At 69.3% G+C, this 15644-nt stretch carries 12 protein-coding genes; 5 read left to right on the forward strand and 7 right to left on the reverse strand.

Annotated elements, in window-relative coordinates:
- Nucleotides 1–110: 110 nt before the first annotated feature.
- Nucleotides 111–2867 (reverse strand): TonB-dependent receptor, encoded by a 2757-nt coding sequence (locus OM513_RS14065; protein WP_264945108.1) that lies wholly within the window; start codon nucleotides 2865–2867, stop codon nucleotides 111–113.
- 274 nt (nucleotides 2868–3141) lie between these two features.
- On the opposite strand from OM513_RS14065, the gene OM513_RS14070 reads away from it, so the two are divergent.
- Entirely contained in the window at nucleotides 3142–4206 is a 1065-nt protein-coding gene (locus OM513_RS14070) for a glycosyltransferase family 2 protein (protein ID WP_264945110.1), read from the forward strand.
- A gap of 25 nt (nucleotides 4207–4231) precedes the next feature.
- Here OM513_RS14070 and OM513_RS14075 read toward each other — a convergent pair whose 3' ends face one another.
- Nucleotides 4232–5101, reverse strand: coding sequence for a 3-hydroxybutyryl-CoA dehydrogenase (locus OM513_RS14075; protein WP_264945111.1), 870 nt, complete (start codon nucleotides 5099–5101; stop codon nucleotides 4232–4234).
- Between the two features lie 65 nt (nucleotides 5102–5166).
- Here OM513_RS14075 and OM513_RS14080 point away from each other — a divergent pair, with 65 nt between their 5' ends.
- Nucleotides 5167–6165, forward strand: a complete 999-nt coding sequence (locus tag OM513_RS14080; protein WP_264945112.1) for a DUF1176 domain-containing protein — start codon at nucleotides 5167–5169, stop codon at nucleotides 6163–6165.
- A 25-nt stretch (nucleotides 6166–6190) separates the two neighbouring features.
- Here the strand turns inward: OM513_RS14080 and egtD are convergent, their stop codons facing one another.
- The 5 genes from egtD to gluQRS all read right to left on the reverse strand — a co-directional run bounded on the left by egtD (nucleotide 6191) and on the right by gluQRS (nucleotide 10147).
- The gene (gene egtD / locus OM513_RS14085) at nucleotides 6191–7168 is read right to left on the reverse strand and encodes an L-histidine N(alpha)-methyltransferase (protein WP_264945113.1); all 978 of its coding nucleotides are present in this window, start codon (nucleotides 7166–7168) and stop codon (nucleotides 6191–6193) included.
- A gap of 1 nt (nucleotide 7169) precedes the next feature.
- Entirely contained in the window at nucleotides 7170–8438 is a 1269-nt protein-coding gene (gene egtB, locus OM513_RS14090; protein ID WP_264945114.1) for an ergothioneine biosynthesis protein EgtB, read from the reverse strand.
- A gap of 73 nt (nucleotides 8439–8511) precedes the next feature.
- Nucleotides 8512–9060 carry a cob(I)yrinic acid a,c-diamide adenosyltransferase gene (locus tag OM513_RS14095; RefSeq protein ID WP_264945317.1) on the reverse strand — a complete coding sequence of 183 codons (549 nt, stop codon included), beginning with the start codon at nucleotides 9058–9060 and terminating at the stop codon, nucleotides 8512–8514.
- Between the two features lie 4 nt (nucleotides 9061–9064).
- Complete coding sequence (locus tag OM513_RS14100) at nucleotides 9065–9304, reverse strand: twin transmembrane helix small protein (protein WP_264945115.1); 240 nt, start codon at nucleotides 9302–9304, stop codon at nucleotides 9065–9067.
- Between the two features lie 9 nt (nucleotides 9305–9313).
- Nucleotides 9314–10147 (reverse strand): tRNA glutamyl-Q(34) synthetase GluQRS, encoded by an 834-nt coding sequence (gene gluQRS, locus OM513_RS14105; protein ID WP_264945117.1) that lies wholly within the window; start codon nucleotides 10145–10147, stop codon nucleotides 9314–9316.
- A gap of 101 nt (nucleotides 10148–10248) precedes the next feature.
- Here gluQRS and OM513_RS14110 point away from each other — a divergent pair, with 101 nt between their 5' ends.
- From OM513_RS14110 to OM513_RS14120, 3 genes are all read left to right on the forward strand, one after another.
- A complete protein-coding gene (locus OM513_RS14110) occupies nucleotides 10249–10815 on the forward strand; it encodes an HNH endonuclease (protein WP_264945118.1) in 567 nt (188 codons plus the stop codon).
- Nucleotides 10816–10925: 110 nt separating this feature from the next.
- Nucleotides 10926–12965, forward strand: a complete 2040-nt coding sequence (locus tag OM513_RS14115; protein WP_264945120.1) for a S9 family peptidase — start codon at nucleotides 10926–10928, stop codon at nucleotides 12963–12965.
- 104 nt (nucleotides 12966–13069) lie between these two features.
- On the forward strand, nucleotides 13070–15544 hold the full coding sequence (locus OM513_RS14120; RefSeq protein ID WP_380916345.1) for a transglycosylase domain-containing protein: 2475 nt from the start codon (nucleotides 13070–13072) through the stop codon (nucleotides 15542–15544).
- The last annotated feature ends 100 nt before the right edge of the window (nucleotides 15545–15644 follow it).

The following is a 15644-nucleotide window of genomic DNA, read 5'->3' on the forward strand; positions in this document are numbered from 1 at the left end:
CCCGGCGGACCCGCTGCGGCCCGCGATACGGCGCCGGCAAGGGCGCGGCTGGGGGTGAGGCCCGGATGGGGGCCGCGACGTCATCCGCCGCGGCCCCGCAACCGGCTTCGTCAGAAGTTGAAGCGGATACCGCCGCTGTAGCGGCGCCCGAAACGCTCCCATTCGATCGTCTGCGCTTCGCTGCTCGCCGTGGGGATGCCCTGCGCCGTGAGCATGCCCGCCGGATCGGAGAAGCGGCGGCCCGGCTGGTTCAGCAGGTTGGTCGCGTCGAAATAGATTTCGAAATTCGGCGTGACCGCATAGCGCGCCGAGAAATCCATCTCTTCGTCGCCCGCCCAATAGGTGTCGCCGGCGTCGGTCAGGTCGTCGGCGATACCGTCCAGCCACTTGCTGCGGCTCTGGTACTGGAGGCGCAGCGACAGACCGTACTTCTCGTAATAGGCGCCCACGTTGTAGACGAGGTCCGAGGTGCCCGGCAGCCGGACCTTGCGGGCCGGAACGCCCGGAACCGCGGGCTTGGTCACCTTGCTGTCGTTCAGCGTCACGTTGGCGCTGATGCCGAAGCCGCCCATCCAGCCCGGCAGGCCGAGCGTGTCGGTCCACGGCTCGAGCTGAAGCTGCGCGGCCGCTTCCATGCCGAACACCCGGCCGTTGCCGCCATTGGTGATGCCGGAGAAGTCATAGTCCGAACGATCGATGCCGTTGCTGTCCAGCGCGTTCGATCCGAACTTGCGCGTCTGGCGGTACAGCACGTCCTCCACCTTCTTGTAGAAGGCGCCGACCATCAGATAGCCCTGCGGCTCGACATACCATTCGAAATAGGTGTCGATGCCATAGGCGCGCTCGGGCTTCACCGCCGGATTGCCGCCGGAGATCGTGCCGTTGGTGTCGTTCACCACCACGTTCGGGCGGAGCTGGTCGTAATCGGCCCGCGCCGCGCCGCTGTTGAACGAAACGCGCAGCTTCTTCGAATCGTCCAGGTTGTAGTTCACGTGCAGGCTGGGGAAGGCCAGCGTCTGCTCTGCCTCCGCGGTCACCAGGCCGGTGGTCGACGCGATCGTCGCCACGGCGATGCCGCGGTTCTTGACGTGCTCCACGCGCACGCCGCCGACCAGCGAACCCCAGTCATATTTCAGCGTGCCCATCGCGAAGCCGGCCAGCACCTGCTCGCGCACGTCATAGTTGTTCGCGGTGTTGGGCGCGAAGGCGAAGTTCGCCCGCGCCGCCTCGGCCGCCGCGCGCATCTTGTCGGTGTCGAAATAGCGGAAGGTATAGCCCATCGCGATCTTGCCCAGGAACGGCTGGTCGAGCGAGAACAGGTTATAGTCGGTGGGCATGCCGATCGTCGCGAACTGCGGCGCGGTGTTCAGCGTGATCTGCTTCTCGTCGGCCACCTTGGTGCGCTGATCGAACTGGAAGCCCAGCTTGAACGTGGCGTCCGCGCCCAGGAAGCTGGTCTCGCGGGCGACGACCAGCTTGCCGGTATAGGCCTTGGTCGTGTCGATCGCGTCCAGGATGGTGAGCGACGACAGCGGCTTGGTGAAGCTGTCGATCGCGGTGACGGGCGTGCCCGCCTGATAGCGCGTCGGTCCGCTGAGCTGGAGCGTCGTGTAGAGATTCAGGCGCGAATAGTTCGGATCGCTGAAATCATAGGCGACGGTGGGGCGCAGCGTGCGCGTGCTGGGGCTGTCCCAGCTCGCCTCGCCGACGACCGAGCGATCGTCCTTCGATTCGGTGTAGTTGCCCAGCCACTTCAGCTCCCAGCCGTCGCCGAAGCTGTGGCTGCCCTCGATCGTGTTGGTGAAGATCGATTGGCGGAATGCGCGCAGCGTCGAGCGCTGGCGGATGTCGATGCCATAGATCACGCCCTTCTGCGGCGTGTTGCCGATGCAGACGTCGGCATAGCCGGTGTTGGTGGGGGTGGGGTTCACCGCGATGGTGCAGGCGGCCGAGCTGTTCGACAGGTCCGACTGGCGATCGTCGAGGTCGAAGCGATAATTGTCGCGCGCCTCGTCGTCCATGAAGATGGTGTAGATCGAACGCAGCGAAATGCTGTTGTCCGCATCGGGCCGCCAATCGAGCCGGCCCGAGACCGACCAGTTCTTGCGGGTGAGGCGGTACAGCTTGTTCTCGGTCTCCTGCGCCCAGAAGCGGCTTTCCCAGCCGGGGCGCTGATCCTGGCTCACGCGCTCGTAATCGGTCTCGAAATTGTCGGTGACCATCGCGCGCTGGAAATAGGAGCCGGACACCAGCACGCCGACCTCGCCCACGCCCGTATCGAAACGGTCGGACAGGACCAGCGAGCCTTCATACTGCTTGCGCTCGCCCAGTTCGGCGATGCCGAAGCCCGCCTTGCCCGCCGCGTGGAAGCCCTTGTAGTCGAACGCCGAGCGCGTGATCACGTTCACATTGCCGGCGACGGTCTCGCCCGGCATGTCCGGCGTCACCGCCTTGGAAACGATGATCTGCGACGCGATCGCGGAGGGGACCGAGTCGAAGCGCGCATCGCGGCCCTCGGGGCTCACCACGTTGATGCCGTCGAACGACAGGGTGGTCCAATAATTGGGCGCGCCGCGCAGGCTGATGTAGCGCGCCTGGCCCTGATCGCGCTCCACGGCGACGCCCGGAAGGCGGCTGGTGGCCTGGGCGATGTTCTGGTCCGGCAGGCGGCCCACGCCGTCCGACGCGGCGACGGCGACCAGCGAATCGGTGTTGCGCTGCACGTCGAGCGCGGCGGCCTCGGACTCCGCGATCGGGCGCGATCCGGTCACGACGATCGTGCCGTCCTCTTCCTCGCCCGCCGGGGCGTCCTGCGCATGAGCCGGCATCGCCAGCACCGAAAGGCACACGCCCGCCGCCAGCAGCATACGCAGTTGAGCCCGGCGGCCAGCGCCAGGAGCAGTGATCGAACGCATTGTTAGGACCCCCGATATGGTGTGTCTGATCTGTTGCGAGGGCGCCTAGTTGCGTTTCATTGCGGCGAGATAGATTCCGAATGACGGATCGATGACGGTTCCACGACAGTTCCGGTACGATGTCTATTTGACACACCCGGTTCGGCGCCCCGCCATCCGGCAGTGCAGAGGCCATGCACGATTCCGCGCATGACGTGCGCGTGAGACAGCGCTAAAGCGCGCGTCCATGGACCGTCCGAAGCTATCCGTCGTCATCCCCTGCTACAACGAGGAAGCCTGCCTCGAGATGCTGCACGCGCGCGTCTCCGCTGCGGCCAAGGCGGCGGTGGGCGACGACCATGAAATCGTGCTGATCAACGACGGATCGCGCGACCGGAGCTGGGAAGTGATGCAGCGCCTGGCCGCGGCCGATCCGCGGCTGATCTGCATCAACCTGTCGCGCAACCACGGCCACCAGCTTGCGCTCACCGCCGGGCTGGACCTGTGTTCGGGCGACCAGATCCTGATCATCGACGCCGACCTGCAGGACCCGCCCGAGCTGTTGACCGACATGCGTGCCACCATGGCCGAACAGGGCGCCGACGTGGTCTATGCCGTGCGCCGCAAGCGCGATGGCGAGAGCGTGTTCAAGCTGGCCACAGCGGCCGCCTTCTATCGCGTGCTCGACAAGGTGACCGACACGCCGATCCCGCTCGACACCGGCGACTTCCGCCTGATGACGCGCCGCGCGCTCGACGCCTTCCTGGCGCTGCCGGAACAGGCGCGCTTCATCCGCGGCATGGTGGCCTGGGTGGGCTTCCGCCAGGTGCCCTTCCTCTACGACCGGCAGGAGCGGCACGCGGGCGAGAGCAAATACCCGCTGAGCAAGATGATCCGCTTCGCGCTGGACGCGGTGACCGGCTTTTCCACCGCGCCGCTGCGCTTCGCCAGCCATGTCGGCCTGGCGCTGACCGGCGCGTCGGTGCTGCTGGTGCTCTATATCGCGTTCGGCTGGGTCACCGGCCGCGCGATCCAGGGCTGGACCTCGACGATGCTGGTCGTGGTGGTGCTGGGCGCGGTGCAGATGTTCGTGCTGGGGATGATCGGCGAGTATCTCGGCCGGCTCTACGTCGAATCGAAGCGGCGGCCGCTGTATATCGTCGCGGACGTCGCCGGGCCGGTGAAGGGCCACGCCCGGCTCGGCTATCGCTTCGAGGACGCGCCGGAAGCGCAGGGCTTCGCGCCCCCGGCGCCGCCCGCGCCGCCCTCCGCCCCTGCCCCCCGCCGCAGGACGCCGCGCGCGCGGAGCTGAGGCGGGGCGCGATGGCGCGCGCCGATCACCGCGTCGGCACGGGTTCCGGCCCCGAATAGTCATAGAAGCCGCGGCCGGTCTTGCGGCCGTACCAGCCGGCTTCGACATATTTCACCAGCAGCGGGGCGGGCCGGAACTTGGGATCGCCGGTGCCTTCGTGCAGGACGCGGCAGATCTCCAGGCAGGTATCCAGCCCGATGAAATCCGCCAGCGTGAGCGGCCCCATCGGATGGTTCAGGCCGAGCTGCACCGCGGTGTCGATATCGCGGATGTTCGCCACGCCCTCGCCCAGCGCGAAGCACGCCTCGTTGAGCATCGGCAGCAGGATGCGGTTGACGATGAAGCCGGGCGCGTCGTTGGCGTGGACGATCGCCTTGCCCAGCGACTTGCCATAGGCCTCTACCGCCGCGACGGTGGCGTCGGCGGTGGCCAGGCCGCGGATCAGCTCGATCAGGCCCATCACCGGCACCGGATTGAAGAAATGCACGCCGATGAAGCGCGCGGGATCGGGCGCGGCCTGGGCCAGCCGGGTGATCGGGATCGACGAGGTGTTGCTGGCCAGGATCGCATCGGCCGCCAGCACCTTGCCCAGATCGGCGAAGATCGCGCGCTTGATCTCCTCGCGCTCGGTGGCGGCCTCGATCACCAGCTCGCACGGGGCCATGGCGGCTGCGCCCTGAACCGGCTCGATGTTTGCCAGCGCGGCATCGCGCGCTTCGGCGGCGATCTTCTCCTTCTCGACCAGGCGGCCCAGCGCCTTGGCGATGCCGGCCTTGCCCTTCTCGGCGCGCGCCAGGTCAACGTCGGACAGCAGCACGCGGTATCCGGCCTGGGCGGAAACCTGGGCGATGCCCGCCCCCATCTGTCCCGCGCCGACGACGCCAATGGTCTTCATGTCCCAACTCCCTGCGATTCCGGCGCCACCTACCGCGCGGCGCCGGCTTAGGCTAGGACCGGCGCATGATCCGCCTGCTTCCGCTGCTGCTGCTGACTTCCGCCGCCCCGCCCGTGCCCGAGCGGCTGTTCGGCGACTGGGCCGTGACCTGCGACAATGTGATGCGGTGCGAGGCGGTTTCGCTGCAGCCCGCGGCGCGGCTGGGCGAGGATCATGTCCAGGTCTCGATCGGGCGCGATCCGGGGCCGGCGGGCGGGCTGACGATCGACATCGCCCCGCATGCCACTCCGGGCCGCGCTATGATCGAGATCGACGGGCGGCCGATGACGCCCGCGGTGATCCTGGAAACCGGCATCCACCTGGAGGGCGCGGCGGCCGAGGGGCTGGCACGGGCGATGGCCACGGGCAAGCGGATGACCGTGCGCGACTATCATGAGAAGCGGGTGGCGTTCATCTCGCTCGCCGGCTCGTCGGCGATGCTCCGCTGGATCGACGCGCAGCAGGGGCGCAGCGGCACGCTGACCGCGCTGGTGGCGCGCGGGACCAAGCCGGTGTCGGCGGTGCCCAAGGCGGCGGCGCTGCCCAGCGTCCCGGCGCTGCGCGCGCCAAAGGGGGCGCCACCCCGCATCGCGCCCGATCTGATCGCGGCGATGACGAAGCAGGGCGAGTGCGAGGAGCTGAACGACAATCCCGCGCTGAAGCCCGAGATCGCGAAGCTGGACGCGCGCAACACGCTGGTGCTGATCCCGTGCGGCAGCGGCGCCTATAATTTCAATGCCGCCGCCTTCGTGGTGACGGGCGGCAAGGCGGCGCCCGCCAAGTTCGACACGGGGCCGGACGTGGAGCTGAACGGCGTCACCATCCTGACCAACGCGGGCTGGAGCGACGAGAAGGGCGTGCTGGGCCATTATATGAAGGGCCGGGGGCTGGGCGATTGCGGCGGGGCGCAGGATTGGGTGTGGGACGGCAGCCGCTTCCGCCTGATCCTGGAAACCCGGCTGGGCGAATGCCGCGGTTCGATCGACTGGCTGACGGTGTTCCGCGCCACGCCGGTCTGGCGGTAGCTCCGCCGGCGGGGGATCGCAAAGGTCAGGGCGCGGCGCGCAGCGGCTGGGCTTCGCAGAGTATCAGCGCGAACCAGTCCTTCGGGTCGGTCCATTCGGCAACCGGCGTCCAGCCACCCGCGCGCAGCAGCATGCGGGCGCCGTTGGGGCCGTATTTATGGCTGTTCTCGGTATGGATCGTCTCGCCCGCCGCCATCGCGAAGGGACGGCCGTCGACCGTGAACGCCACGTCCCGCAGCGCCTCCAGGTGCATCTCGATCCGGGCGGCGTCGGCGTTCCAGATCGCGCGATGGGCGAAGGCATCCGCCGGGATCGTCCCGCCCAGCTCGCGATTGATGCGGTGGAGCAGGTTCAGGTTGAACGCGGCCGTCACGCCCGCCGCATCGTCATAGGCGGGGATCAGCACGTCCAGCGGCTTCACCCGGTCCATGCCGATCAGCAGCATCGCGCCTTCGCCCAGCCAGCCGCGCATCGCGCGCAACAGGTCCACCGCGGCCCAGGCGTTCATGTTGCCGATCGTCGATCCGGGAAAGAAGCCCAGCTTCGCCAGCCCCGCCACCGCATCGGGCAGCGGCACGGGGCGCAGGAAATCGGCCTCCACCGGATGGACCGGCAACCCCGGAAACGCCTGCGCCAGCGCCCGGGCCGAATGGCGCAGGAAATCGCCCGAGATGTCGATCGGCACATAGGCGGCCGGCGCGGCGGCGCCGAGCAGGATCGGCGTCTTGGCCGCCGATCCCGCGCCGAATTCCACCACCGCGCGGCCCGGCCCGGCGCGCGCGGCAACCTCGCCTGCGACCGAGCGCAGCAGCGCGGTCTCGGTCCGCGTGGGATAATATTCGGGGAGCGCCGTGATCTCCTCGAACAGTTCCGATCCGCGGCGATCGTAGAACCAGCGCGCGGGGATCGCACGCGGCCGCGCGGCAAGGCCGTTCAGCACGTCGGCGCGGAAGGCCGGATCGGCCAGCGTCGCCTGGCCGTCCTCGATCTCTTGCTTCAGCATGTCACAGATCCCTCGCCAGGCGGACGCCGGTGAATTGCCAGCGCTGATGGGGGTAGAAGAAGTTGCGATAGCTGGCGCGCACATGGCCGCGCGGCGTGGCGCAGCTTCCGCCGCGCAGCACGAACTGGCCGCTCATGAACTTGCCGTTATATTCGCCCACCGCGCCTTCGGCCGCGCGGAAGCCGGGATAGGGGCGATAGGCGCTGCCGGTCCATTCCCACACATCGCCGAAGAAGGCGGGGCCGCCGGCGGACGGGCGCGGCTCGGCCGGGCCTGCGCCGTCGAGCTGGTTGCCGCCCGCGGGATCGTGCGCCGCGGCGGCGGCCTCCCACTCGAACTCGGTGGGCAGGCGGGCGCCGGCCCAGCTCGCATAGGCGTCCGCCTCGAAGAAGCTGACATGCGTCACCGGCGCGGCCGGATCGGCCGGGCGGCGCCCGTCGAGCCCGAATCGCGTCCACACGCCATCGTCCTGCCGCCAGTAGAGCGGCGCCGTCACGCCCTCGCGCTGGACCCAGGCCCAGCCGTCCGACAGCCACAGCGCCGGATTGCGATAGCCGCCGTCGGCGATGAAGGCGGCCCATTCGCCGTTGTTGACGGTGCGGTCCGCGATCGCATGGGGGTGGAGCAGCACGCGATGGCGCGGCCCTTCGCAATCAAAGGCGAAGGCGGTGGCGCCGGACGGGTAGTCGCACCCTGCCTCCGCCTCCCCCGCCCGCCCCGCGATCCATCCGGGCGGGCCGGGCATGGCGACGGGCACCTTGGGATCGCCTGGCCAGAGCGCAGGTTCCAGCGGGTTCTGCGCGAGCAGGTGGAGGATATCGGTCAGCAGCAGTTCCTGATGCTGTTCCTCATGGTGGCAGCCGAGCTGGACCAGCGCCTCCGCCTCGGGCGAAAGGCCGGGCAGAGCGGCCAGCAGCGCATCGTCCACCGCCGCGCGCCAATCGCATATCTGCGCCAGCGACGGGCGCGTCAGCATGCCGCGCCGGGGGCGGGCATGGCGCGCCCCCTCCGCCTCGTAATAGCTGTTGAACAGATAGGGCCAGCGATCGTCGAACAGGCGATAGCCCGGCACGAAATCGCGCAGCACGAAGGTTTCGAAGAACCAGGTGGTATGCGCCAGATGCCATTTGGCGGGCGAGGCATCGTCCATCGACTGGACGCTGGCATCGGCATCGGACAGCGGCGCCGCCAGCGCGACGCTGAGCGCGCGGACCCGGGCATAGCGCGATGCGAGCGCGGCCGGCGCGGCGAGGCCGATGTTTGTTCGCATTATGTTCTCCATACGCCCGGAGAGGGCAGCGCGTCAATCCATGCCTGGCGCGGTCAGGCGCCGATCAGGATCATCAGCTACGCGATGCACCCGGCACCCAGAGAACGTCGCCATGCGCGTTCTGGTTCACCATCCGCGCCGCGACGAACAGCAGATCGGACAGCCGGTTGATATAGGTCAGCACCAGCGGCCCCGCCCCGGCGGCGACCGCCGAACGCTCCGCCCGGCGCACCACCGCGCGCGCCAGGTGCAGCGCCGCCGCGGCCGGATCGCCCGCGGGCAGCACGAAGCTGGTCAGCGGTTCGAGCGCCAGGTTCATCCGGTCGATGCTGTGTTCCAGCCACTCGGTCTGGCCGGGCATCAGCCGCAGCGCGCCCTCCACCTCCCCCGGTGTCGCGAGGTCGGCGCCAAGATCGAACAGGTCGTTCTGGATGCGCGCGAGCATCTCCGAAAGGCTGCCCGGCCCAAGCGCGGCACGGGCGACGCCGATCGCGCAGTTCGCCTCGTCCACATCGCCGATCGCGGCCATGCGCGCGTCGCCCTTCGACACGCGCGAACCATCCGCCAGCCCCGTGGTGCCGTCGTCCCCGGTGCGGGTGTAGATCCGGTTGAGCCGGACCAGCGGATCAGTTCCCGGAAGCCGAGGCGAACAGCAGAAGCAGCGCGATCACGCCAACGGCGGCGAGCTGGAGATAGATGCGGTACCACATCAGCTTGTTCGATTTGAGCGCGCGGTCGCTGGGGCCTTCGCCTTCGCCGCGCTGTTCCGCGTCGCTGGTCTTGACCAGGTTGACCAGCCCCATGGCGAGCACCGCGAGCACGGCGATCAGCAGGGCGACGAGCAGCAGGATGGCGAACAGCGTCATGGGGCGCATCTAGTCCTTCAGCAGCGCGATTCCAACCGGTAGCTCGCCCGCGCGCAGCTTTTCCGCCAGCGCGCGCCCGTCCTCGCCCGCCAGCCGCATCGCCTGGAGCGAGGGCGCGCCATGGCGCTTGGCCAGGCGCGCGCCGTCCGCCCCGGCCAGCAACGGGTGGTGCCGGTATTCGGGCACCGGGAGATCGAGCAGCGCCTGGAGCAGCCGGTGGACATCGGTGGCGGCGAACAGGTCGCGCCCGCGCACGACATGGGTGACGCCCTGCGCCGCATCATCGACGGTGACCGCGAGATGATAGGAGGCGGGCGCGTCCTTGCGCGCGAGCACGACGTCGCCATGCGCGGCGGGTTCGGCCCGCCGCCAGCCGGAGAAGGCGTCGTGCCACCATAGCTCCTCGCCGTGGGCCTTCGCCACATCCAGCCGCCAGCAATGGGGACGGGAGAGGTCCGGCGCGGCCAGCCCGCGGCACGTGCCGGGATAGACCGGCCCCTCCGGCCCATGCGGCGCGGCGGCGCTGGCGGCGATATCGGCGCGGGTGCAGAAACAGGGATAGAGCAGCCCCATCGCACGCAGGCGCTCCAGCGCGTCCGCATAGTGGTTCAGCCGCCGCGACTGGAACGTCACCTCCCCGTCCCAGTCGAGCCCCAGCCATTCCAGGTCGCGCAGGATCGCCTCGACATGCTCCACCCGGCTGCGCGTGCCGTCGATATCCTCGATCCGGAGCAGGAAGCGCCCCCCGCCCGCCCGCGCGAAACCATGCGCCTGCACCGCCGACCAGGCATGGCCCAGATGGAGCAACCCGGTGGGGCTGGGGGCGAAGCGGGTGACGATCATCGCCAACCCCGCTCTTGACCGCGAGTCGCGCGCTGTGCTGTCATTGCATCGTCACGGTTAACGGCCATGTGCCGGGCGAGGCAAAAGGGGCGAGGGAGCGCATGTATCATCCCGATCTGATCCGCCATCCGGATAGCTGCCCCGCGCTCGTTCTCAATGCCGACTATACGCCGCTGTCCTATTATCCGCTGTCGATCTGGCCCTGGCAGACCGCGGTCAAGGCGCTGTGCCTCGATCGCATCGACGTGGTTTCCTATTACGAACGCGAGGTGCGAAGTCCCAGCGCGAGGCTGAAGCTCCCTTCGGTCATCGCGCTCAAGCAATATGTGAAGCCTTCGCAATTCCCCGCCTTCACCCGTTTCAACCTGTTCCTTCGCGACAAGTTCGCCTGCCAATATTGCGGCAGCGGCCGCGATCTGACCTTCGACCATGTCATTCCCCGCGCCCAGGGCGGGCGCACCACCTGGGAGAATGTCGTCACCGCCTGCGCGCCATGCAACCTGAAGAAGGGCGGGCGCACCCCGCGCGAGGCGGCGATGCCGCTGGCGATCCCGCCGATCCGCCCGACAAGCTGGCAGATGCAGGAACATGGCCGGCGCTTTCCGCCCAATTACCTGCACGAGACCTGGCGCGACTGGCTATACTGGGACGTCGAGCTGGAAGCCTGAGCGCTGCCAGCGCGCCGCTGCCCGCGCACTCCGCCGGATATCAAGTGTATTGTTGTCATAATACACATGCGCCGCTAAGCTCCGCCCATCCAAACCGGGAGGATTCGCCCATGAAGACCCGTTCCGTCCTGCTGCTCGCCCTGGCGCTCGGCACCGCTTCGGCAGGCGCGCTGATCGCCGCCGCCCCCGTCCCGTCCGCCGATCCCGCGCTGATCCCGCGCGACGCCATCTTCGGCAACCCCAACCGCGCCGGCGCGCAGATCAGCCCCGACGGCAAGCACGTATCCTGGCTGGCCCCGGTGGAAGGCGTGATGAACGTTTGGGTCGCGCCGATCGGCGATCTGGCCGCGGGCAAGGCGATCACCAAGGAGGCCAAGCGCGGGCTGCAGCAATATTGGTGGGCGCCCGACGGCACGCACCTGCTCTACGCCAACGACAGCGGCGGCAACGAGAACTGGCACATCAAATCGGTGAACCTCGCCACCGGCGCCGAGATCGACCTGACCCCCTATGGCGACAAGGTACGCGCCGACATCCAGGGGCTGAGCGCGCTGCGCCCGGACGTGGTGCTGATCGGCGTCAACGACCGCAACCCGCAGTTCTTCGACCTTTACGAAGTGGACTATAAGACCGGCACCAAGAAGCTGGTGCTGGAAAACCCCGGCTATGGCGCGATCGTAACCGACAACCAGCTCCGCCCGCGCTTCGCGATGAAGCAGGTGCCCGGCGGCGGATCGCAATATTTCCGCCTGAAGGACGGCAAGTGGAGCGAAGTGTTCCAGGTCGCCAACGAGGATTTCTTCAACACCAGTCCGGTGGGCTTCAACAAGGACGGCACGAAGCTCTACTGGGTGGACAGCCGCGGGCGCGACAAGGCCGCGCTGGTGGCGATGGACACCGAGACGCTGGAAAGCAGCGTGATCGCGACCAGCGACAAGGCGGACGTGCAGGGCCTGCTGGTCGATCCGCAGACGTTCGAGCCGCTCGCCTTCTCGGTCAACTATCTGAAGAACGAGTGGACCGGGCTGACGCCCGCCGCCACGGCCGAGCTGGAATTCCTGAAATCGAAGCTGCCGGGCGAGTTCAGCATCCAATCGGTGACCGAAGACGGCAGCAAGGCGATCGTCGGCGTGTCCGCCGCGGAGAGCCCGGCGGTCACCTATATCTTCGATCGCAAGGCGAAGACGCTGACCAAGCTCTATGAGGGCCGCCCGGACCTCAAGAACTACAAGCTCCAGCCGATGTGGCCGCAGGAGATCGCCAGCCGCGACGGCAAGACGCTGGTGAGCTATCTGACGCTGCCGGCCGGCGCCGATGCCAACAAGGACGGCGTGGCCGACAAGCCGGTGCCGATGGTGCTGTTCGTCCATGGCGGCCCCTGGGCGCGCGACGAATATGGCTACAACAGCGCGCACCAGTGGCTGGCGAATCGCGGCTATGCGGTGCTCAGCGTCAACTTCCGCGGATCGACCGGCTTCGGCAAGGGCTTCGTCAATGCCGCGATCGGCCAATGGTCCGGCGCGATGCACGACGACCTGATCGATTCGGTCGACTGGGCGATCGCCAAGGGCGTGACCACCAGGGACAAGGTGGCGATCATGGGCGGCTCCTATGGCGGATACGCCACGCTGGTGGGCGTGACCTTCACGCCGGACCGTTTCGCCTGCGGCGTCGACATCGTCGGCCCGTCGAACCTGAAGACGCTGATGGAGAGCTTCCCGCCCTATTGGCGGCCGATCCTGGAAGGCACCTTCTTCAAGCACATCGGCGACCCCGGCAAGCCCGAGGACGTGGCGCGGATGATGGCGCAATCGCCGATCAGCAAGGTGGACGCGATCAAGGTGCCGCTGCTGATCGGCCAGGGCCAGAACGACCCGCGCGTCGTGAAGGCGGAGAGCGACCAGATCGTCAGCGCGATGAAGGCCAAGGGGCTGCCGGTCACCTATGTCAACTATCCCGACGAGGGGCATGGCTTCGTCCGTCCGGAGAACCGGCTGAGCTTCTTCGGCATCTCCGAAGCCTTCCTGTCGAAGTGCCTGGGCGGCCGTTACGAGCCGATCGGCGACGACTTCAAGGGATCGAGCCTGCAGGTGCTGGAGGGGGCCATGACCGTGCCCGGACTGCCCAAGGCGCTGGGCCTGCGGCGCTGACGCAAACGCGGGCGCGGGGGATTTCCGCCGGGCGGCACGGACGATAGGATCGGGCATGCGCGCGCGGCAGGGAATCCAGAATCGCCCCCCGGAGCGGCCGGCCCATGGCTAGGCCGCCCGAGGATCGCGCGCGATTCCCGCTGCGCCGGAGCGGCGGCGGGGGAGCGGAAACGCCGCCTCCCCCGCCCCCTGCCCAGACGACGCCGCAGCCTTCCGCATCGTCCGGCCCGGCCTTCCGCCCGCGCCGGACCGAGGCCGCGCCGCCGCCCGTGCCCGAGCCGCCCGCGCCCGGCCCGGCCAAACCGCGCATCCCGATCGATCTCGCCGCGCTCAACCCCTTCCGCCGCCGCCCCGCCGCGCCCGGGCCGGAGCCCGAGCCGACGATGGACGTGATCGATCCGCCCGCCCGCGCATGGCGGCGGACGCCCGCGCAGGACTGGCCGGCTGCGGACGACCCGCTGGAGCTGACCGGCGGCATCCCGCCCGCGGCGCAGCGGCCGCAGCAGTTTCAGTCGCCGCCGCCTCCCCCGCCGCCGCCCTATCCCCCCGCCTATGCCCCCGCGCAGATGCAGCCGGGCGGGTACACCAGCAACGTGCCCGTGCTGGTGCTGCGCAAGCCGCGCCCCTGGGGCCGCTGGATCGTGCGCGGGCTGGCCGGGTTCATCATCCTGATGGTGGTGGCGATCGCCTGGCTGGCACTCACCGCGCCGCTCTCCAAATCGCTGGAGCCGCCCGCCCCGCCGTCGATCACGCTGCTGTCTGCCGAGGGCACGCCGATCGCCCGGCGCGGCGCGACGATCGGAGATCCGGTGGATGCGGCGAAGCTGCCGCGTTACGTAACCGGCGCCTTCGTGGCGATCGAGGACCGGCGCTTCTACAGCCATTGGGGCGTCGATCCGCGCGGCGTGGCGCGCGCGGTGGTCAACAACCTCACCGGCGGGCGCCAGCAGGGCGGCAGCACCATCACGCAACAGCTCGCCAAGAACGCCTTCCTCGATTCGAGCCGCACCTTCACGCGCAAGGCGCAGGAGGCGATGATATCGGTGTGGCTGGAGGCGTGGCTGAGCAAGGACGAGATCCTCAGCCGCTATCTCTCCAACGTCTATTTCGGCGACAACGTCTATGGCCTGTCGGCGGCGGCGCAGCATTATTTCAGCACCACGCCCGAGAAGCTGACGCTGAGCCAGGCGACGCTGCTCGCCGGGCTGGTGCAAGCGCCGAGCCGGCTGGCGCCGACCGGCAACTTGAAGGGCGCGCGCGAACGCCAGAAGCTGGTGATCGCCGCGATGCGCGACGTGGGGCTGATCACCGAGGCGGAGGCCAAGGCGATCCGCCCCGCCGTGCTGAAGCCCGACCGGGTGAAAGAGCTGCCCAACGGCACCTATTTCGCCGATTGGGTGCTGCCCCAGGCGCGCGACCGCGCGGGCGGCGTCGCCACCGAACAGACCGTGCGCACCACGCTGGAGGATCGCGCGCAGAAGGCCGCCGAGCGCGCCGTGCGCGCCGCCGCCGCGCGCGGCACCCAGGTGGCGCTGGTGGCGATGCACCCGGACGGCAGCGTGATCGCGATGGTGGGCGGGCGCAGCTATTCCGAAAGCGCGTTCAACCGCGCCACCCAGGCGCGGCGCCAGCCGGGCTCGGCGTTCAAGCTGTTCGTCTATCTGGCGGCGTTGCGATCCGGCTTCGCGCCCGATTCGCCGGTGGACGATACGCCGCTGACGATCGGCGACTGGTCGCCGGAGAACAGCGACGGCCGCTATGCCGGGCGGATCACGCTGGCGCAGGCCTTTGCCAAGTCCAGCAACGTGGTGGCGGCACGGCTGTTTCAGAAGCTGGGGCCGGAAAAGGTGCGCCAGGCGGCACGCGATCTGGGCATCTCCACCCCGATCGGCGACGACGTGACCACGGCGCTGGGCACCTCCACCGTGTCGCTGCTGGAGCTGACCGCCGCCTATGCCGCGGTGGCCGAGGGCGCCTATCCTGTGCGCCCGCGCGGCCTGCCCGAGCTGACCGAGGACCAGGACTGGCTGGGCGCCCGGCTGGGCGGCGCGACGCGCTTTCCCGGCGGCCAGTTGGAAGATCTGCGCATGCTGCTGTCGGGCGTGGTCGAATCGGGCACGGGGCGGGCCGCGCGGCTATCGATCCCGACCTTCGGCAAGACCGGCACGACGCAGGACAATCGCGACGCGCTGTTCGTCGGCTATGCCGGCGGGATCGTGGCGGGCGTGTGGATCGGCAACGACGACAATTCGCCCAACGCCGCGCTTTCGGGCGGCGGGCTGCCCGCGCGGATCTGGCGCGACTTCATGGCGCGCTCGCTCGACATCCAGGCCGCGCCGCCGCCGCCGGTCGAGAGCAACGCCACCGAGGGCAACGACACGCTGGGCCTAGAGGATGCGCTGGAAGGGCTGGTGAAGGGGCTGGACGGCGTGACGACGACCGAGGTGGTGCCGCTCGGCCCCGGCGAGCCGACCCCGCGCCCGAGCGAAACGCCCGCCGCGCGCGAGGACGCCACCACCGCCCCGCGCCGCCCGTCCGCGCCCGAACCCGTCCGCACACCGGCGCGCACCGGGCCGTGATCCGGCCGGGGCGGAGGCGGCCGCGGAGGCGCACGCGCCGCCCCGGCCCCTTCGCCGGCACAGGGCGAACGGAACGGCCGCGAGGGCATGGTTGACGCGC

Origin of the sequence: Sphingomonas canadensis, assembly GCF_026013525.1 — a bacterium.
GTDB classification, from domain to species: domain Bacteria; phylum Pseudomonadota; class Alphaproteobacteria; order Sphingomonadales; family Sphingomonadaceae; genus Sphingomonas; species Sphingomonas canadensis.